Below are 19,347 nucleotides of genomic sequence, written 5' to 3'. Positions count from 1 at the left end.
TCGTAAAAATAAGAGAGAAATAAAAAAGAACTCTGCATCCATACAGAGCTCTTTCCCAGCTTATTCTTTTTTTGATAACTGAAGGGCTGTCTTTAAATCTTTTAAAGAAGAAGATTTCCCATATAATAAGACACCACCCCGATAAATTCTTGACCCTATCCAACCAAGCAGGGCAATAGAAACGATTAGTAAACCAATCGATAATCCGACTTCCCATAAAGGAATATCCAGCATCCCTACCCGCAGGAACATAATTAGCGGAGTAAAGAAAGGAAAATAAGAGCTGATGGTTATAAAAGTGGAGTCAGGCATTCCCAGTCCAAACATAGCAATCAAAAAGGCAGCTACCACAAGCATAATCATAGGAGCAATCATCTGTTGGGCATCTTCTAATCGACTTACAAGAGAGCCCAGTGTGGCTGCAAGGGTTGCAAACAATAAGTATCCCAGTAAAAAGAAGATAACCGCATAAACGACAGTAGAACCCTGTATATCTGTAAGACCCAAGCCATTCAGCAGAGATTCGTTCCCATTATTCAAACTGCTTCTGATCCCTAAATACCCCGCAATAATAAAAATAGAAAACTGGGTAAGACCAACCAAGGCAATCCCTAAAATCTTGGCAAACATCTGTGAAACAGGAGAAACGCTCGATATTAATATTTCCATAACTCTACTAGACTTTTCCGTTGCCACTTCTGTAGAGATCATCTGGCCATACATGATGACCGCAAAATACATAAAGAACAACATAATATAGACCAGACCCCGCGTTTGGTTTAACTCTTCCGCTGTTTTTGCGCTCTTTTCAAGTGCGACGAGTTCAAAGGAAACGGGTGAAGAAATCAGCTGCAAAGTATCAGACTCAATATCCGCCTCCTGGGTCACCTGCTGGGTTTTCACTTGCTGCAAAGCCTGCCGGACAGGCTCACTACTACCTGTATTAGCTATTTGATTGGCATAGTAAGTAGCTTCTGGAAGATTATTTTCACCACTTTCAATTTGAACAACTGAATGATAACTGCCTTCCTCCACCTCACTTTTAGCTTCTTCCAGATCTCCCTTATATATTTCCAACGTTATTCCTTCATTGGTTGATAGTGACTGCTCTAAGGATTGATACCACGAGGCATTTTCAGTGATAACAGCAACTTTCTTTTCTTTATCTTCGCTCCCGAATGTTTCCATGATTGACTGCAGATTAGACAATCCAGTAATTAACAAAATCATAATGATGGTTGTGATGACAAATGATTTTGATTTTACCCGATTGAGATAAGTATGCCCCATCATAATAAAGAACTTATTCATATGCAGCCCCTACCTTTTCAATAAAAATATCATTCAGTGTCGGCTCTTCAAGGTCAAAAGTTCGCACAAAACCCTTACCTTGAAGCTTTTCGAAGATACTTTGAGCTATTTCTTCTCTCTCTATTTGCAGCTCACACCCATTACTGAGCGGCTTATATTTCATTACACCAGAAGCATCCTTTAGAAAAGATAAATCGAAATCCGCATGAATTCGTATGTTTTTCTTCCCGAATGATTTCTTTATTTCCTTCAGCTTCCCGTGAACAACGGGGGATCCGTGATGCAGAATACAAAGACTTTCACATAATTCTTCAACATGCTCCATTCTATGAGAAGAAAACACAATGGAAGTACCTGCTTCTTTTAAATCAACAACTGCCTCTTTCAGCATTTCTACATTAACGGGGTCAAGTCCCGAAAACGGTTCATCAAGAATCAACAACTTTGGTTTATGTAAAACAGCCGAGATAAACTGTATCTTCTGTTGATTTCCCTTCGACAACTCTTCTACCTTTTTATTTTTATATTCCGGCACTTTAAATCGTTCCAGCCATTGTTCAAGTTCCTTGAGTGCCTCAGCTTTTTTCATTCCTCTTAGTTTCGCCAGATAAACAAGCTGATCTTTGACTTTCATTTTTGGATAGAGTCCTCTTTCTTCCGGCAGATAGCCAATTAAATGGCTTTCCCCATATCCAATATTTCCATTATTCCATGAGATATCTCCACGCGTTTGATCGATCAATCCCAATATCATTCGAAAAGTTGTTGTCTTGCCAGCTCCATTGGCTCCTAGAAATCCAAATATTTGTCTTTCAGGAATCTCCAAAGACAATTGATTGACGGCTGTAAACGAACCAAATTTCTTAGTAACGTCCTGTAAACGTAAAGTCATGTTCCTTCCCCCTTTATCTCCTTTTACTACGAACAAATTGTATAAATGGTTTCATTTACCTTCTTCATCCAGGTTTAATTTTTCATTTTTTCACTTCTTTTCATCCGCCTGCCCGACTCGAATGAGTTCGATTCTCTTTGTTACCTTAACGGTTAAATTGAATACATTTAACAAAAGTAGACAAATTCTTTCACTTAAGCAGGATTTTTAACTTTTCATGAGAAATTAAATAAATGAACAACTATTCATTCGAGGAGGCACACCTATGAAACAATACTTTCTAACTGTATTCGAAAAAGATGGAACCAATGTACTTGATGAAACATTTGAAGCAGAAAATGACAATCAAGCAAAGGAAATAGGAACGAAAAGACTGGCTGAGCAGGGATTCAGCTCACACACACATCGCTGTGTAGCTCCCGATGGTCATTTGGTTTTATTTCACCGCTGAAAAATAAAACGTCGCGCTGAATCAGCGCGACGTTTTTACTTTCCCTGAAACTGAGGTTTTCTCTTCTCAAAAAAAGCTTGGACCCCTTCTAAATGATCAGCTGTCTGGCGCAGGTTCCACTGCACTTCACGCTCTTTGGCTAAGTAGGTCTCTAGTTTTTCCAAACCATATTTATGATAAATTTCTTTGGTTGCAATCATGGATTTTAAAGGACTATGACTCCATTTGACTGCTAACCGCTCCGCTTCCAGGTGAACAGAATCATCCACAACCTTGTCAATCAACTTGTTATCAAAAGCTTGCTGTGCGGACATTTCCTCCCCTTTCCACGCAAAATGCTTAGCCTGATGAGTCCCTAACCGCTCCTGCAGCCAGAAATGACCTCCTCCATCAGGAGCCAGAGCAATGCCGATAAAGTTCATAGACAGTTTACACCCCTGCTCTGCCATCACATAGTCAGAGGAAAGTGCGATACTTAGTCCTAATCCGACCACCGGACCATGGAGAGCAGAAATCACAATTTTAGGCATGGTGTAAAAAGACTTTACAATATATTCAATATTCTCCATAACAGCTTCATACTTCCCGCGATCAGCCACTTCTTTCATCATACTTAAATCTCCGCCCGCACAAAAACCATCTCCCTGACCGGAAAGCAAGACGATTTGAGCAGAAGATTTTTTTATGTCTTCCAGTGCGGAAGTGAACTCCTCAAGCATTTCTGGATTCAATGCATTGTATTTTTCACCACGTGCTATCTTTAAATGAACAACATTATCCTTTTCTTCGATAATAAAATTTTTCATGTTCACCCTCCTGTAGTTGGAAAAATCCTTCATCAACCTTGTTTCGGCAAGCGAAGGAACTTTTCCTGCAATTATCGACAAGGAATTGCAAGATAGAAAATATGTTTCTTTTCATTATCTCTAATATTTGTAGATGTTGATTTCACTTAGGCTCATCATTGAAGTATTGGACCACGAATTAACGAATTCTTACATGTGATTTCAATTGAAAGAGCCTAAAAAAAAGGCCTCCGAAACCGGAGGCCTTTTTCTATGGAATGAGAGGTCATTCCTATATCGAACAATCTATTACTGTTGTGGTTCTTCAGGGTTACCGTAAAGCTCTTCAAGTGGTTTTGTAATGATCCGGCTGACATCATTAATCACTGTGTTCAAGCGCTGTTCTTCTTCCATAAGTTTAGAAATTTGAGGGTGCTGTTGAACAAGTTCAACAACTTTGCGTGCTTCCTCAACTTCTTCCTCAGAAATTTCTTCGCCCTGCATCTGCTTTTGCTGAAGCGTAATTTGAGTTTGACGGAAATCGTCGAACATTTTCTTCGCCGCTTCGTCGTTCATAACAGCTTCATAAGCTTCTTTCAAGCCGTTAAACTCTTCACTATTGCGGATTGCTTTCTCTAGATCATACGCGTAATCATATAAATTTGCCATAAAAATAAGTACCTCCTAATATTCGTTCTTGCACTCCTACCCCACTATAACAAACTCACTAAGGTCTGTATAGGAATAGGTTATTATCCGAAAAATAGCACAATCATCGCTTGCAGCAAACCAATAATTCCTCCAAGGAGAGCACCTAAATAGGTAATCATCTTGAATTCTCTTCTGGAAATGCCCAACACCATTTCCTCTAGTCTTTCCACTTGGAATGATTCAACCTCTTCTTGTACAACTTCAGCTAATCGGAAGGTATCCATCATGTGTTCTATTTTAGAGGATAAAAGAACAATGGACTTTTCAACTAAAGCCGGCACCACATGCTCAGAAATTTTCTCCTGAAAAGGTTCGCTCCATTCAGCTATTGTCTTCTTCGTCCACTGCTCTACAGGAAGGTAGTTAGAAACAGCCTGCCCTAGAGTTTTACCTATTGTCTGTGATCCGATCATATCTTCTATATAAGACAGCGGCTGATCCATCCACTTATTTTTTTCTGAATGGAGCAGCGATTTTAACCATTCATTCATCTCACGATCAGATACATACTTTAGAAGAATCGGGTAAACACGCTCCGTCAAACCTTCCGGCCCCATAAAAGAAGAAATCATATTTCCTAAAAACCCTTGATTATCTAAATAATTTTCAATTAAAGCAGATACCTTTTCCCTGCCTTCTGTACTATGGAAGTAAGCGACTATACTTTGTTGAATATAATCTGCGGACTGGTCTACCCCGTCATCTATTCTATTCTTCCATTGCGTAGTCAGGAGATCTTCCAGACGTACTTCTCTGTAATTAGTCATCACATCATGGTAGCGCTCTTCCACCCATTCCGCTATGTTCTGCTTTAACATATCAGAAGTAACTTCGACATGAAAAACAGTAAGCAGGTCTGATACGGTCTTTTCCTGTTGAAGCATCTTCGTCACTTCTGCTTTTGCCCATCCTGTCATCTGTTCCTGGAATTTTGAATGGGTTAATTTGCGCCGGATCCCCTCTGGGGTGAGAAGATGGTTCACAACCATTTTTCCTAATTGCTGTGCCAGTTCTTTTTGGCGCTTAGGGATTAAACCAGGGGTGAATGGCAGGCGGAATTTCCCTATGTACAAAGCTTTATATGGACGAAACAGCATTTTGATAGCTAATGAATTGGTGAGTCCACCAATAAATGCTCCTATGCCGATCATAATGAGGATAAGTATAACTGGATGCATAGTACAACCTCTTTCTAATCTTAGTGCTCCAAGTATACTGGATATAACATGGTTGTGCCAACAAGAGCCCCTTCCAACAACTGAATCATCCCATGTTCCCCCTCACATACCTTCCCCCAAAAGATAACCCCCTTTGCTTTTCCACCCTGGTGAAAAAAGGTTATAGGTGCTGGTCGTGAACAGGCATAAGAGTTCAGCATGTATTATTTATATTAAATATAAGGTGGGCAGGCAGCTTTATGGCTTACCCTTCTCATTGAATAAGCAAGGAGTGGAAATGATATAAAAAAGGAGGTGTAGAAATGGATAAGAGAAAACATGAGGTAGATGAAGGAAAAGACAAATACGAACTTGATGTTGACCGAATGATTAATGAAGGAATGGCAGGCGGTACGACCCAGAATGTTTACGGTCGAGAACAAATTGGAGAGTATCACAGCATCCCTAGACAAAAGGAAACAAAGCATGAAAATCATCGGGAAGTCTAAAGAAAAAACTGTGGATAGGAAGGTTTCATGAAACCTTCCTATCCACAGTTTGAATGTTACCTGCTTTTTACTATCATTTGGACAGCTTCATTAATCAATTCTTCAGCCGATCCACCTTCTTCGTGAGCTTCACGTATACAGCCTTCTAAGTTCTTGGCTACAATATACCCAATCGCACGATCCATCGCAGAGCGTGCTGCGGACAGCTGTGTGATAACATCCTTACAATCTTTATCCTCATCCATCATTTTAAGAACACCACGCACCTGGCCTTCTATTCTTTTTAAACGATTCTTCGTTTCCGGTCCATATATGCTTTTATCTTCTACATGATCCAATGGTTAATCCCCCTTCCTATACCGATACCGACGATACACTTCTATTATCCAGCGCTTTGCGGAATATCTACATTGTATTACTATAATAGTAAATATCCAAAAAAAAAGGAAGAGATTGATGTCAGTTATCAAACAACTTGAACAAATCTACCCGTCAATCATGACAGATATAAGGGATCAAGATGAAAAACCTCCACATTATTTATGGTTTAAAACAGACTCAGAAGAAATAATCGGCATAAAAAAAGACGAAATCCATGCACATGACTCTCATTTACTTTCCATTTTTCTAACACCTGTGCATTTTGAGCAAGCATCTATGACAGAAAGAGAGAGGCATTGGACGACTTATCTGGAAAGCCGTGAATATCGTCCGGAAGTTATGAACTGGCCTCACAATTACCGGTTTATGTTATTTAGAATAGAAGATCCTTCAACAGACAAGGAAATTATAAAAGAAGCTTTTCAGTCCCTTTTCCCACAGAAAATGCCTCTTCTGTGGATATCCGAATGGGAAGGGTTTATTATTGAAGAAATTTTTTCCGATCAGCAGGAAGTGCTGTCTTTTGAGGGCATTCCTGATGTATTAATGAGTGACTTTTATACCAATATTCAATTCTTTTTAAGCGAATTCTCCGATAATTTGAATGATGCTCCACAAATTCTGGAGTGGGCAAAACGCGGGGCAGAAATTGCCCGGGATCATAAGCTTCATGCTGTTGTGACATACAAAGACATTATCCCTTACTTGTACCTTGAAGCCCTGCCTGATGATCAGTGGAAGCATATCAAGCGGTCTGTCTTTGCAGAAGTATTAGATGATAAGGAATTACTTCAAACTGTGCGGGTATTCTTAGAAGCTGGTTCTAATACAACCTTAGCAGCCAAAAAGCTTTATATGCACAGAAACAGCCTTCAGTATCGTGTTGACAAATTCATCGAAAAAACCGGTCTGGATATTAAACAGTTTAATGGTGCTCTTATCACTTACCTTGCCCTTCTGCAACTGGATTACTAGGGTTTCGACAAAGTGCACAAAGGCTCGACCCTTACATTTGTGCACTTTGTCCATTTACCGTTTTCAGAAACTTCGATACACTTTAGTTATTCAAGAAAGCGATTTCAATAATTACTGGGGGCATTTAAAATGGCAGAACTTAAATTAAAAAACATCGATAAAATTTATGATAAAAACGTGAAAGCGGTAGATGATTTTAACCTGGACATAGATGATAAAGAATTCATTGTATTCGTTGGTCCATCCGGGTGTGGTAAATCCACAACGCTGCGTATGATTGCAGGTCTTGAGGAAATCAGCGGCGGCGACTTTATGATTGATGATGAGCGCATGAACGATGTGGCACCTAAAGATCGTGATATTGCGATGGTATTCCAAAACTACGCATTGTATCCACATATGAACGTATATGACAATATGGCCTTCGGACTTAAATTACGTAAAATGGACAAAGGTGAAATTGAAAAACGTGTAAATAATGCAGCACAAATTCTTGGTTTAGAAGCTTTACTTGACCGTAAACCAAAAGCACTATCCGGGGGTCAAAGACAGCGTGTAGCTTTAGGACGTGCCATTGTACGTGATGCAAAAGTATTCCTAATGGATGAGCCGTTATCCAACCTCGATGCCAAGCTTCGTGTACAAATGCGCGCAGAAATTCAAAAACTACACCAGCGTCTGCAGACAACAACGATTTATGTAACTCACGACCAAACAGAAGCCATGACAATGGCAACACGTCTTGTCGTTATGAAGGATGGAGTTATCCAGCAGGTTGGAGCTCCAAAAGAAGTATATGACAAGCCTGAAAACATGTTTGTCGGCGGATTCATCGGCTCTCCTGCTATGAACTTCCTACACGGTACACTAGGTGATGGTCATCTTATGCTTGGAGATATTAAAATTGCTGTTCCTGAAGGGAAAATGAAACCACTTCGTGAGCAGGATTATGTCGGAAAAGACGTTATCCTTGGAATTAGACCTGAGGATATGCATGACGAACCTGTCTTTATCGATGCCAACCAAGACAAAAAAATCACAGCAGACATCGAAGTAGCTGAGCTTATGGGATCTGAGTCATACTTGTATTCTAGATTAAATGACCAGGAGTTCACAGCTCGTGTAGATTCCCGCTCCGATATTAACGGCGGCGATCAAATTACGTTAGCGCTCGACATGAACAAAGTACACTTCTTTGATAAAGATTCAGAGCTCCGCATCCGATAATAAATATGAAATGAAAACGCAGCCTCTTCAGGCTGCGTTTTTTAAGTGGCCTGAATGTCATTCAAGCCACAATCTTCACAAACAAACAGATGGACACATTCCTCGGTTAAAGTTGAATCGACATCTCCATCCACAAGATTTGTGTACTTTTGATCAAGGTAAGGACTGTAATCATCTAAAAAATCTGTCACTCTCCCTTGATCTTTCATTCTCCCCTCGCACTTCGGGCAGGGACGTTCCGACTCCGCCCACCCATTACACACACCGCACTCCTGCATAACTCACACTTCTTTCACAAAAATAAGGAGAAAGGGCGCACCCTTCCTCCTTCGTCACCATTATTTATTTTTGTCCGTATTGCCCGCCGAACTGCTGTTCAGCCATTTGTACAAGACGCTTAGTGATTTCCCCACCTACAGAACCGTTAGAACGTGATGTGGAATCTGGACCAAGCTGTACGCCAAACTCTTGTGCGATTTCATATTTCATTTGGTCTAGAGCTTGTTGTACACCAGGTACAACCAACTCGTTTGAACTGTTGTTGTTAGCCATGTTTCTCACCTCCTGTCCTGTGTAATCGTAGTATGGGTCGGTCCGTTCACTTTTATGTCAAAAAATTTAGTGGAAATTAATGGACATAGAATTGAAGGAGATTACATGGCCGACAGGAGGTTATTTTTTACTTGGCGTTCGGCTTCGTCATTGCTTTTGGATCAACATATTCATTGAATTGTTCTTCTGTAAGTATACCTAATTCAACAGCTGTTTCTTTTAACGTCTGGTCTCTTTCAAAAGCCGCCTTAGCAATTTTTGCAGCATTTTCATATCCAATATGAGGATTCAAAGCTGTAACAAGCATCAAAGAGTCACGCAGATACTTATCAATTTGTTCATAATTTGGTTCAAGTCCACTTACACAACGCTCGTCAAATGAAACAATGCTGTCGGCAAGTAATTGAGCAGACTGCAGGAAATTATAGGCAATGACCGGTTTGAAAACATTCAATTCAAAATTACCTTGACTAGCAGCAAAACCAATCGTTGCATCATTTCCCATAACCTGAGCAGCAACCATAGTAACCGCTTCACTTTGCGTCGGGTTTACTTTTCCAGGCATGATTGAACTACCAGGCTCATTGGCAGGAATTGTTATCTCACCAATTCCACAGCGGGGACCGCTTGCGAGCCATCTGACATCATTCGCAATTTTCATAACATCAGCGGCTAAAGCTTTCAATGCGCCGTGTGTATGTACAAGCTCATCATGAGATGTTAAAGCATGAAATTTGTTCGGAGCAGAAACGAATCCTTTTCCAGTCGCAGCGTTAATTTCAGCCACTACTTGATCAGCAAAATCCTCATGAGCATTTAACCCCGTACCTACAGCTGTTCCACCAATCGCTAACTCTTTCACATACTCCGTGCTTTCAATAAGCATTTTTTCTGTTTTCTCAAGCATTCGATGCCATCCGCTGATTTCCTGGCCGAGAGTCAGAGGTGTAGCATCCTGCAGGTGGGTCCGCCCAATTTTAACAATATGATTAAACGCTTCCATTTTTTCTTGCAGCGTATGTTTGAATTGTGTTAAAGCAGGCAGGACTACATCCTCGATTTTTCGAACGGAGGCAATATGCATCGCTGTCGGGTAGGTATCATTAGAACTTTGCGACTTATTCACATCATCATTTGGGTGAAGGCGGGTTTCACTTTCTTGTTCGGTTAACCACTGATTTCCAACATAAGCAATTACTTCGTTTACATTCATATTGGACTGTGTTCCGCTTCCTGTCTGCCAGACAACAAGAGGAAAGTGCTCATCTAGTTCGCCTGCTAAAATTTGATCCGCTGCATATCCAATTGCCTGCGCTTTTTCTTCTTCTAATAGTCCAAGAGCTGCATTAGCTTTGGCTGCGCTTTTCTTAAGGATGGCAAATCCTTCCACCACTTCTTTCGGCATTTTTTCATCGCCGATCGGGAAGTTTTGTTTACTTCTTTGTGTTTGAGCTCCCCAAAATTTTTCACTTGGTACTTTGATTTCCCCAATTGTATCTCTTTCCACACGATAATCCATGTAAATCCTCCCTTTACCACATTGTTTGCATCATTATTGTATCAAGAATCTTTTGAACAATCATCTGCCAACGTCGTTTTTTGACAATTTTCCCTAAATTTTAGTTCAGATTATTTACATTTTTCTGATAAATATATATAATAGATGTATCAAGCAAAGGTACATATATTTACATTTGCTTGATCTCTCAAGTGGGTATAAAGTGGTGAAAAGAGCCTTGGAACGGGCTCTTTTTTTTTATGTAATTCCAGTCACGAAAATTTTTCAACTGTATTTCCCCGATGCAATGACCGCACCTGCTTTATTCAAAACAAAGAATTTATCGTCTGTTAAAAGAAAATCACCAGGCTTAAAACTACCACTATTCGGGAAAACCTCAAACAGATTATCGATATATTTTTCTTGTCCTCCTTTCAGGGCCAAATCATAATAGATGGTGAATCAAGTGAACAGTATACATTACAGGTCAAACGAGAATTAAAAGAAAACCAACCTCTATAGGTTAGACAAAAACAATAAATAGTTGAGGTGTTTTTATGAAAATCGCAGTATTAGGCGGAACAGGAAGAGTAGGTTCGAAAGTTATCCAGCAGGCAATAGATCAGCAAATAAAAGTCAAAGCTCTAGTAAGGGATAAGGATAAGGCAGATGCTCTAATTCCAAAAGCTGAACATGTGGTTGGGGATGTAAGAAAAGAAGAAGATATTCAAACTGTACTTCACGACTGTGATTATGTCTTCAGTAGTTTAAGCACAGATAAAACCGATACATTATCTCAATCAACTCCATTAGTTATTAAAGAGATGAATAAACAAGGATTAAAGAGGATTGTTACCATAGGTACAGCAGGCATCTTAAATAGCCGATATGAAAAAGGGAAGTACCGTTTTGAAACCTCGGAATCCAAACGATCCAAAACTTTCGCTGCTGAAGAGCATGCAAAAGTGTATGAAATGTTTAGGGACAGCAGCTTAGACTGGACGATTATTTGTCCAACCTATCTTCCTGATGGACATAAACAAGGAGATGTCCGTTATGAAATGGACCTTTTACCGGAAGGCGGAAAAAAAATTACGGTTGATGATACTGCCCAATTTGCTTTTCACGCATTAATGGAAAACAAATTCCTCTACCACCGTGTAGGTATTTGTTACTAAAAAGACTGTTGAATCAATGGAGCATGTTTATGTTTCAGCACAACTTCTCATCCATCCTTAGAAATATTCCAAAAAAAGCCAACCTCTTAATTAAGCGGTTGGCTTTTTTTTATTCACTTACAGGATGAAAACCGAAGAATTCTTCTAATGTCAACTCTTGTTCATATACATCAGTAGAATATTGTTTACCGACATACCTTAAGTGCCAGGGTTCATAAGTGTAGCCTGTAATGTCTTCTGATCCCTTAATGTACCTAATTACAAAACCATACTCATGTGCATGCTCGGCTAACCATTCCCCTTCATCTGTTTTTCCAAAAGACTGGTTTAATTTAAATGCCATTTGGGCAGATGTCACATCCATAGCTAAGCCTGTCTGATGTTCACTAGTGCCGGGGCGTGCAGAAAATTTATCTGTTTCTTCTTTTCCATAAACATCTACATTTCGATCATAAATCTGTTTTTGACGATCATAAGACCGGTACCCAGAGGCTGCTACCAAATCTAAACCATCTTGTTGAGCAGCAGTAAATAACTCTTCAAGAGCCTGTGCCGCTTCTTTTCTCATCTGCTTCTTTGGAGCAAATTCAGAAAAGGAAAAGGGGACATCAGGTACAGTCAAATCCTCTGGTATGTAGTTTGAAGGAAGTTTCCTCTCTTTATTAACGACTACATTCAAACTTTCAGGATTATTAACGGTTACAGTTCCATCTCTTGCAACCACATCGTCATTTGTTTGTTCAGATTGTTCTGATGACTCATCTTCAGAATCATTTTGAGGAACAGACGATGCAGGCTCTTCTTTCTCTACCTCATCTCCACTTACTTGAGAGGATACGGGGGTTTCTTCTGGCTGTTCTTTTTCTGCATTTGAAGGATCCAGTGAGCATCCGACTAAACTGAAACTCATAAGAACGTAAATTATGACTTTTTTCAATTCTATTTCCTTCCTATATCAAAGATTTCATTTCCACTATAACATTGGCACAGAGGAGTTGTATATCCACATCCATACCTAAATTATGGTTTAAACTCTTCTGCCATCTTTCCAATATAAAGGGAATAATGGACGGAGGTGATTCTGTGATATCACAGAAAAAAATGACTAAAAAAAGCCACTGCAGATGCAGTGGCCTATCTTATTCCCAAGTAAAGGGTTGATATTGTAAGCTCAATCGCTCAAATTCTTTACGATCGTTATTTGCTATAGCCAGATTGATTTCTTCGTCAAGACGTTCTTTGTTAAACTGATAACTTAAATGATCTAAAAGCAGGCGCGAGGCTAACTGAATTCCAAAGGACAATTCTCTCTTTGCCGTAATCTCTCTCCCTTTATATTCGGGGTGACGACGAATGACATAATCGATCTTTTGCTTTCTCATGAGAATACCCCCTTCATGCTTTTTTTCATTATGCAGGATTTCATAGTTTTTCGCAACAAGTTTTCTGAATATTTAAATATATTATTCCCAAAATAGTAAAATATAAACCTCTAAAGCGCACAACGATAAGGGTTTGATAAGTCACAATATTTTCATAATTTTCACTTCTTTTAGTTAAGTTATGAATGATTTCCATTATTATTCTTACTAGACTCTATTTTTAGAATATTTTTTGAGAATAGTAAGAATCCTTTATAGAGAAACGAACAAAGAAATAGGTTCATTATAGTCCGGAGTTGATCCACATTCTCCTAAAAGCAAAAGAAGCCGCTCCTGAATGATCAGGAACAGCTTCTTTTACTACTCTACAAATTTACCAGCGACATCCAGGGTACGATTCACCTGGTGACGAACAGCAGCCTCTACGTCTTCTTTCATGTTTCCTTCTCCGTCTACACTTACGCTCGTGCCGTATGGATTCCCACCGGAAGCGAAAATGGCGTCATCGGTATACCCAGGAGCTGCAACAATAGCTCCCCAGTGGAACATCGTCGTATAAAAGTTCAGCAGCGTTGACTCTTGACCACCGTGAGGATTCTGGGCAGAAGTCATTGCACTTACCACCTTATTCACGAGTTTACCTTGAAACCAAAGTCCACCGGCCTGGTCCATTAACTGCTTCACTTGACCAGGTACGTTACCAAACCTTGTGGGTATACTAAAAAGGATCGCATCGGCCCAATCAAGATCGTCTACTTTAGCTTCAGGCACAACATCTTTAGTAGCTAAGAAATGTTCTTTCCAAGCAGGATTCTGCTCAATGACTTCCATAGGAGCCAGTTCAGGAACGCGCACCAATTTTACATCGGCCCCAGCTTTTTTCGCCTCTTCCTCTGCCCATTGAGACATCTTGTAGTTGGTACCAGTTGAGCTGTAATAAATAATGGCTAATTTTACATTTCCCATTTAATATCTCTCCTTACTTCATCATAATTAGAATCCATAACGGTCCGCTTATTGTTACCTATGATTTCGATTCGGATTCACAATTGTGTTATACCCCCTCAGTCATAACCCCAAACTAAAGATTCTTAACTTCGAGATAATTGGGTGGTTCCACTCTGTCCCTACTTTTTTTGACCCAAGGCAACTATGATTACCCGAACCAAGCTAGATGAACAAGGAAAGCTTTTTTTCTCTAGACTCATTGAGATACTGTTTGGTAAGCTATATGATGCTTTATATAGAAGTCTTTGGAGGTAAAAGGAATGAATGAATATGCGGATATAAAGAAGGGAGAGCGCGGTGCATGGGTCAGCATTATTGCTTATTTAATTCTTGCATCCACCAAGCTTTTGATTGCATCAATCGGTGGTTCAGAAGCACTCCGCGCAGATGGGCTCAATAACACCACAGACGTTATTGCATCAGTAGCTGTTCTCGTTGGTTTAAAGATTTCCAGGAAGCCCCCTGATGAAGATCATCATTATGGGCACTTCCGAGCAGAGACGATTGCCTCTCTCATTGCCGCCTTTATCATGATGACGGTGGGAATTGAAGTCATCATAGGAACTGTTCAAGATATGATTAACAATAAAGCGAGTGAACCTGCCTTACTAACCGCTTGGACAGCTTTAGCCGCTGCTTTGGTTATGTTCGGAGTATATAGATACAATTTAAATTTATCCAAAAAAATTAACAGCAATGCCCTTTATGCCGCCGCACAGGATAATCGTTCAGATGCCCTTGTCAGTATTGGAGCAAGTGTAGGGATCTTCGGATCTCAGCTTGGGGTTTATTGGCTTGATCCACTAGCCGGCCTCATCGTAGGACTCATTATATGTAAAACAGCGTGGGATATTTTTAAAGATTCTACTCACAGTTTGACCGATGGATTTGACGAAGAAGAAATTGAACACATTCGTTCGACAATTGCAGATCATCCTGATGTATGGGCAGTCAAAGATGTAAAAGCAAGACTTCAGGGTAATAAAACGCTGGTTGAAGCCACCATTCATGTGAACCCTCATATAACTATTCAACAAGGCCATGATATTACAGATGAAGTCGAAATAGCTTTATCTAAAGAAAACAATATCGGGTATGCACACATTCATATCGAACCTTACGAAGAATAAAAAAACCTGTCTTTTGACAGGTTTTTTCGGGTTTCCATCTTCCATATTTCAGGAAAGGGTTTGTGCTAATTGATTAAGGTCTTTCCATCCATAAGCCGTTTCTTCATATGTTCCCTGCCCTATCGTAACTTTTTCAGCTTCGATCGGGTCTGCCCCATACTTTATGTAAAATTGTCTGGATGGATTGTGCGTAAGAACCCAAACCAGCAAGGAGCTATAACCTGCTTCAATCATTCCATCAGCAAATACTTTTAACATCCGTTTTCCATATCCCTGTCCCTGGTATTCATCTAATAAATAGATCGCGTAAATTTCCCCATCAAAATTATAATGCTTTGTACGTTCTTTACCTCCTGATACAAAGCCTACGACTTCACCGTTTTCATTTTCAATAACATAGGCGATTTGACCATTGACTGGTGTCCTTAATACTGTTTCCCACAAAGTAATTCTGTGTTCAAGTGTCGTATTACTTAAGTCCTTCTCGTCAATCAGGTCTTTATAGGTGGATTTCCAACTCTTTATATGAATTTCTGCGATTGTTTCTGCATCTTCAAATCGCGCTCCCCTGACTCTAGGCATGTGCTTTGCCCCTTTCACCTTTTATTTACTCATTTACTTTATTGTAACAAAAAGATGACACCAGTATGGCATCATCTTTTTGTTACTATCGTTAACTACATGAAAAACTGGAAATTCGCCGTGTATCAAATCCAGTATAAACCCATTGGCGGCGATTACGTCTCCAGCGGTAACCTGCGACAGATGTACGGCCGATGAAAGTTGGATAAAACCAGAATGCCCGACCACTATCTAAACGAATCCATGTGTAACGATATAAACATCCATAAAGAGACCCTGGATCAACCGCATATAAGCTCGGGCTTTGTGACGAAGCCGGCGGAGAAGAAGGTGGTGGCGGCAGCTGTCCTCCGAGTCCTCCCGGCCCCCCTGGTCCGCCCGGTCCGCCTGGTCCACCAGGTCCGCCTGGTCCAAAAGGTCCGCCCGGTCCACCCGGCGTCTGACCGAATCCTCCACCAAATGGAGATCCAGGTGGCTGGTTTGGACCGAATCCTCCCCCATCTATCTGCCCAGGTCCTCCAAATATCTGACTAAAAGGAAAACCAAACTGTCGATGCATAACGATCAATTCCTTTCTCGGAAGTATCCCTATAAGTTATGCACCGTCTAGGCAAGTGTGAGGATTATGTCATGAGAAAAACAGAGAGAATGGCACCAACAACTACATAGATAATATGAATTCCCGACCATGATAAAAGAACAGCTGTTAAACCAGCAATAATTCCTATTTGTGGTGCATCCGGTTGAACAGTCATAATGCCAGGAAAAATTAAAGCTCCAAGTGCTGCATAGGGGATGGCTTGGAGAGAGCGGTCCAACCATTTAGGGAAAGTAAGCAAGTGAATAAATAAAGTCGGGGCAATCCGGGGTATAGCTGTAACGACAGCCATACCAATAATCATCCATATGATCATAGCTCATCCTCCTTTTCATCTCCAAGAATCCAAACCCCACTAAGTCCACCAAGCAATGTTCCAATAACAATCGCCCAGCCCTGATTTAAACCTGCTGTTTGACAAAGATAATTAGTCAATAGCGCAACAATAGCCACTCCCGCAATTTTTAGATTTTTCTTTACAGAAGGAATAAGCAGGCCAATAAACATGGCATAAAGGGCGACTCCCATGCTGGCACTTAACCGGGATGGAATTACATCTCCTAATACACCCCCCAGATAAGATCCTCCTACCCAGGAAAGGTAAGCAGTCAAGATTAAAGATGCGTAAAAGTAAGATCCATATTTTTCATCCGCTTCTCTTGAATGTAAGGCCGTCATCGTAAATGTTTCATCTGTTAACCCCAGAGTGAAAGGCCATTTCACCCTGACAGCTGTATGTTTCAAGCGATTGACAAAGGAAAGACTCATGACAAAATGCCGAAAGTTTAAAACAAACGTGGCTATAATAATTTCCACTATACCTGTTCCAGCAGTCACCATACCTACAGCAAGAAATTGTGCAGCTCCCGCGAAGACAAGGATACTCATTAACGTAAGCTCATAATTGGTCATGCCGGATTGACCTGCGAGCACCCCGTAAGTCAATGCAATCGGCAGATACCCCAGCATAATTGGCAGTCCTGCAACAAACCCTTTTTGAATCATATGTAAACGGCTGGAGGATATATGGGTATCCTGTTGTATTTCCATTCCCCCGCCTCCTTGATACTGAAATTCCCATTATTATACACAATATCATCTTCTTTTGGAAGATTCGGTTTGAAACTCATTGACAGCAGATTCTAATTCTTTTATGATAAGAATCAACTAATACTTCATTACTTAAAAGCGTCTAAGTAAAAAAGAATAATTTGTATCATGAACTCCGAAGTAGTGATTGGCAGGCAGTAGACAGAGACCAGGTGTATGGTGTGAACCTGGGCCTTATCAATTTTCGAATTACAGAGTTTATCAAGGTGATACATGAATGGAGCGGGTAAATTTTTTTACCAATAAGGGTGGTACCGCGGAGCAGCAGCTTCGTCCCTTTCTTTAGGGACGGAGCTTTTTTGTATTGGAAAAAGAGGGAGGAATTTTCATGCTGCATCTTCAACCAAAAAAACTGCCAAGTCTAATGGAGTCCATTGTTATATTAATTGCTGTAATCGGCATCATTAGTTATTTTATTATTGATCTTCAAACGGTCCCTCATATTCCAATTTTACTTGGGATTCTCGTAATGATTGGGTACGGATTTCTTAAGAAAAGGTCGTTTAAAGACCTACAATATGGAATGATTCAAGGATCCCAGACAGGGATGGGAGCCGTTCTTTTATTCTTTGTTATTGGTATCCTGATTGCCAGCTGGATGGCAAGCGGCACCATTCCAGTTCTTATGAATACCGGCTTTCTCATTTCTGGAGGGCCTTGGTTTTTAGCGATCGTCTTTTCTGTGACAGCTATCATCGGTGTAGCACTAGGGAGCTCATTTACGACAGCAGCTACAGTAGGTGTCGCCTTTATGGGAGTTGCCCAATCAATGGATGTTTCTATCGCAATGACTGCAGGAGCGATTGTCTCGGGAGCATTTTTTGGCGACAAAATGTCCCCGCTCTCAGATACAACAAACTTAGCCTCCACCGTTGTTAACGTCGATCTTTTCGATCATATCAAGAACATGGCTTGGACAACTATCCCAGCATTTGTCGTGACCTTTGTTCTTTTCATATTTCTATCACCGGATGCAAGCCCGGATGCCGATCAGTTAAACAATTTCCAAGCAGGATTGGCAGATACAGGGCTGATCCATTGGAGTTCCTGGATTCCACTGGTCCTATTGGTAGGTATGACCGTAACGAAACGCCCAGCATTTATTTCTCTTGCTGTAAGCAGCCTGGCAGCTACATTCATTGCAGGAATTCGCGGCGCGGTAACATGGAGTGCGCTGTGGGGAAGCTGGTTTAACGGATATCAAGGAAATTCAGAAAACGAAATCGTTAATGATTTACTGACAAGAGGCGGTATCAACGGGATGCTGTTTACAGTTTCCTTAGTCATTTTAGCTTTAGCTCTCGGCGGATTATTTTTCGTGACTGGGGTTATTCCAGCAATCCTGTCCCGTGTGCAGCAATTATTGAAGTCTGGAAAATCGGCAACCCTATCCACCGCTTTTACTGCGATTGGTATTAATATTGCGATCGGTGAACAATACCTCTCCATCCTGCTTACAGGGGAAGCCTTTCAGGAGGTTTATGAAAAAGCAGGGCTGGCAAGAAAAAACCTTTCCCGCACACTTGAAGATGCAGGGACAGTCATAAACCCTCTTGTCCCTTGGAGTGTATGTGGAGTTTTCTTATCAGGGGTTTTAGGTGTTCCTGTTTTGGACTATCTGCCCTTTGCGTTTTTCTGTCTTCTATCCCCCTTACTAACCATTCTATATGGAATGACAGGCAAAACATTAACTCCGAAATCATCGGAACACATTAACACATTTGAAAAAGCCAACTAATACGAAGAGCACCTTTTTAAAAGGTGCTCTTTTTTTAATATCACTTCCTGCATAAAAAGTCCTTTTTTCATCTTATCTGAATTACTTGCAGAATTTTGTCGTTATTCAAATGGACATGGACCTGATAAAAATAAAGTGCCTGCCTTCTCATTTTCTTCTGCTATTGAATAAT

23 protein-coding genes are annotated in these 19,347 nt (G+C 40.5%); 7 read left to right on the top strand and 16 right to left on the bottom strand.

Annotated features, from left to right (window positions below):
* Window positions 1-60: 60 nt before the first annotated feature.
* Together LC036_RS00585 and LC036_RS00580 are read right to left on the bottom strand one after the other, a co-directional pair.
* Window positions 61-1,311 carry an ABC transporter permease gene (locus LC036_RS00585; protein ID WP_226576697.1) on the bottom strand — a complete coding sequence of 417 codons (1,251 nt, stop codon included), beginning with the start codon at window positions 1,309-1,311 and terminating at the stop codon, window positions 61-63.
* Window positions 1,304-2,203: an ABC transporter ATP-binding protein gene (locus tag LC036_RS00580; protein ID WP_226576695.1), complete on the bottom strand. Its 900-nt coding sequence runs from the start codon at window positions 2,201-2,203 to the stop codon at window positions 1,304-1,306. The genes LC036_RS00585 and LC036_RS00580 overlap by 8 nt, the downstream gene beginning before the upstream one ends.
* A gap of 265 nt (window positions 2,204-2,468) precedes the next feature.
* Between LC036_RS00580 and LC036_RS00575 the strand changes: the two genes are divergently transcribed.
* Entirely contained in the window at window positions 2,469-2,654 is a 186-nt protein-coding gene (locus tag LC036_RS00575) for a YhzD family protein (RefSeq protein WP_226576691.1), read from the top strand.
* 35 nt (window positions 2,655-2,689) lie between these two features.
* Here the strand turns inward: LC036_RS00575 and LC036_RS00570 are convergent, their stop codons facing one another.
* The 3 genes from LC036_RS00570 to LC036_RS00560 all read right to left on the bottom strand — a co-directional run bounded on the left by LC036_RS00570 (window position 2,690) and on the right by LC036_RS00560 (window position 5,328).
* Window positions 2,690-3,460 (bottom strand): enoyl-CoA hydratase, encoded by a 771-nt coding sequence (locus LC036_RS00570; RefSeq protein ID WP_226576688.1) that lies wholly within the window; start codon window positions 3,458-3,460, stop codon window positions 2,690-2,692.
* Window positions 3,461-3,748: 288 nt separating this feature from the next.
* Window positions 3,749-4,108 (bottom strand): YlbF family regulator, encoded by a 360-nt coding sequence (locus LC036_RS00565; protein WP_226576685.1) that lies wholly within the window; start codon window positions 4,106-4,108, stop codon window positions 3,749-3,751.
* Between the two features lie 83 nt (window positions 4,109-4,191).
* Window positions 4,192-5,328 carry a DUF445 domain-containing protein gene (locus tag LC036_RS00560; protein WP_226576682.1) on the bottom strand — a complete coding sequence of 379 codons (1,137 nt, stop codon included), beginning with the start codon at window positions 5,326-5,328 and terminating at the stop codon, window positions 4,192-4,194.
* Window positions 5,329-5,630: 302 nt separating this feature from the next.
* Here LC036_RS00560 and LC036_RS00555 point away from each other — a divergent pair, with 302 nt between their 5' ends.
* Entirely contained in the window at window positions 5,631-5,816 is a 186-nt protein-coding gene (locus LC036_RS00555) for a hypothetical protein (RefSeq protein WP_226576679.1), read from the top strand.
* 56 nt (window positions 5,817-5,872) lie between these two features.
* On the opposite strand, the gene LC036_RS00550 is transcribed toward LC036_RS00555, so the two are convergent.
* Window positions 5,873-6,154 carry a metal-sensitive transcriptional regulator gene (locus tag LC036_RS00550; protein ID WP_226576677.1) on the bottom strand — a complete coding sequence of 94 codons (282 nt, stop codon included), beginning with the start codon at window positions 6,152-6,154 and terminating at the stop codon, window positions 5,873-5,875.
* Between the two features lie 118 nt (window positions 6,155-6,272).
* Here LC036_RS00550 and LC036_RS00545 point away from each other — a divergent pair, with 118 nt between their 5' ends.
* Window positions 6,273-7,172, top strand: coding sequence for a PucR family transcriptional regulator (locus tag LC036_RS00545; protein WP_226576675.1), 900 nt, complete (start codon window positions 6,273-6,275; stop codon window positions 7,170-7,172).
* A gap of 129 nt (window positions 7,173-7,301) precedes the next feature.
* The gene (locus LC036_RS00540) at window positions 7,302-8,399 is read left to right on the top strand and encodes an ABC transporter ATP-binding protein (RefSeq protein WP_226576674.1); all 1,098 of its coding nucleotides are present in this window, start codon (window positions 7,302-7,304) and stop codon (window positions 8,397-8,399) included.
* Window positions 8,400-8,440: 41 nt separating this feature from the next.
* Here the strand turns inward: LC036_RS00540 and LC036_RS00535 are convergent, their stop codons facing one another.
* The 3 genes from LC036_RS00535 to fumC form a co-directional block, all read right to left on the bottom strand.
* Window positions 8,441-8,662, bottom strand: a complete 222-nt coding sequence (locus LC036_RS00535) for a hypothetical protein (protein ID WP_226576672.1) — start codon at window positions 8,660-8,662, stop codon at window positions 8,441-8,443.
* A gap of 79 nt (window positions 8,663-8,741) precedes the next feature.
* On the bottom strand, window positions 8,742-8,951 hold the full coding sequence (locus LC036_RS00530; RefSeq protein WP_226576670.1) for an alpha/beta-type small acid-soluble spore protein: 210 nt from the start codon (window positions 8,949-8,951) through the stop codon (window positions 8,742-8,744).
* A gap of 127 nt (window positions 8,952-9,078) precedes the next feature.
* Window positions 9,079-10,470 (bottom strand): class II fumarate hydratase, encoded by a 1,392-nt coding sequence (gene fumC, locus LC036_RS00525; protein ID WP_226576666.1) that lies wholly within the window; start codon window positions 10,468-10,470, stop codon window positions 9,079-9,081.
* 536 nt (window positions 10,471-11,006) lie between these two features.
* On the opposite strand from fumC, the gene LC036_RS00520 reads away from it, so the two are divergent.
* Window positions 11,007-11,627 carry an NAD(P)-dependent oxidoreductase gene (locus LC036_RS00520; RefSeq protein ID WP_226576663.1) on the top strand — a complete coding sequence of 207 codons (621 nt, stop codon included), beginning with the start codon at window positions 11,007-11,009 and terminating at the stop codon, window positions 11,625-11,627.
* Window positions 11,628-11,736: 109 nt separating this feature from the next.
* Here the strand turns inward: LC036_RS00520 and LC036_RS00515 are convergent, their stop codons facing one another.
* The 3 genes from LC036_RS00515 to wrbA all read right to left on the bottom strand — a co-directional run bounded on the left by LC036_RS00515 (window position 11,737) and on the right by wrbA (window position 13,975).
* A complete protein-coding gene (locus LC036_RS00515; RefSeq protein WP_226576660.1) occupies window positions 11,737-12,537 on the bottom strand; it encodes a D-alanyl-D-alanine carboxypeptidase family protein in 801 nt (266 codons plus the stop codon).
* 229 nt (window positions 12,538-12,766) lie between these two features.
* Entirely contained in the window at window positions 12,767-13,009 is a 243-nt protein-coding gene (locus LC036_RS00510) for an IDEAL domain-containing protein (RefSeq protein ID WP_226576657.1), read from the bottom strand.
* A 360-nt stretch (window positions 13,010-13,369) separates the two neighbouring features.
* Entirely contained in the window at window positions 13,370-13,975 is a 606-nt protein-coding gene (wrbA, locus tag LC036_RS00505; protein WP_226576656.1) for an NAD(P)H:quinone oxidoreductase, read from the bottom strand.
* Between the two features lie 302 nt (window positions 13,976-14,277).
* Between wrbA and LC036_RS00500 the strand changes: the two genes are divergently transcribed.
* A complete protein-coding gene (locus LC036_RS00500; protein ID WP_226576655.1) occupies window positions 14,278-15,147 on the top strand; it encodes a cation diffusion facilitator family transporter in 870 nt (289 codons plus the stop codon).
* A gap of 48 nt (window positions 15,148-15,195) precedes the next feature.
* On the opposite strand, the gene LC036_RS00495 is transcribed toward LC036_RS00500, so the two are convergent.
* The 4 genes from LC036_RS00495 to LC036_RS00480 form a co-directional block, all read right to left on the bottom strand.
* On the bottom strand, window positions 15,196-15,729 hold the full coding sequence (locus LC036_RS00495; protein ID WP_226576652.1) for a GNAT family N-acetyltransferase: 534 nt from the start codon (window positions 15,727-15,729) through the stop codon (window positions 15,196-15,198).
* 91 nt (window positions 15,730-15,820) lie between these two features.
* Complete coding sequence (locus tag LC036_RS00490) at window positions 15,821-16,288, bottom strand: hypothetical protein (RefSeq protein WP_226576651.1); 468 nt, start codon at window positions 16,286-16,288, stop codon at window positions 15,821-15,823.
* A 64-nt stretch (window positions 16,289-16,352) separates the two neighbouring features.
* Window positions 16,353-16,643 (bottom strand): AzlD domain-containing protein, encoded by a 291-nt coding sequence (locus tag LC036_RS00485; RefSeq protein WP_226576650.1) that lies wholly within the window; start codon window positions 16,641-16,643, stop codon window positions 16,353-16,355.
* A complete protein-coding gene (locus LC036_RS00480) occupies window positions 16,640-17,377 on the bottom strand; it encodes an AzlC family ABC transporter permease (protein ID WP_226576649.1) in 738 nt (245 codons plus the stop codon). The genes LC036_RS00485 and LC036_RS00480 overlap by 4 nt, the downstream gene beginning before the upstream one ends.
* Window positions 17,378-17,765: 388 nt before the next feature.
* Here LC036_RS00480 and nhaC point away from each other — a divergent pair, with 388 nt between their 5' ends.
* Window positions 17,766-19,175, top strand: a complete 1,410-nt coding sequence (gene nhaC / locus LC036_RS00475) for a Na+/H+ antiporter NhaC (protein WP_226576648.1) — start codon at window positions 17,766-17,768, stop codon at window positions 19,173-19,175.
* Window positions 19,176-19,347: the final 172 nt, after the last annotated feature.

Origin of the sequence: Halobacillus litoralis (assembly GCF_020524025.1) — a bacterium.
GTDB lineage: Bacteria > Bacillota > Bacilli > Bacillales > Halobacillaceae > Halobacillus > Halobacillus litoralis_D.
This window is presented reverse-complemented; position numbering and strand designations above follow the sequence as displayed.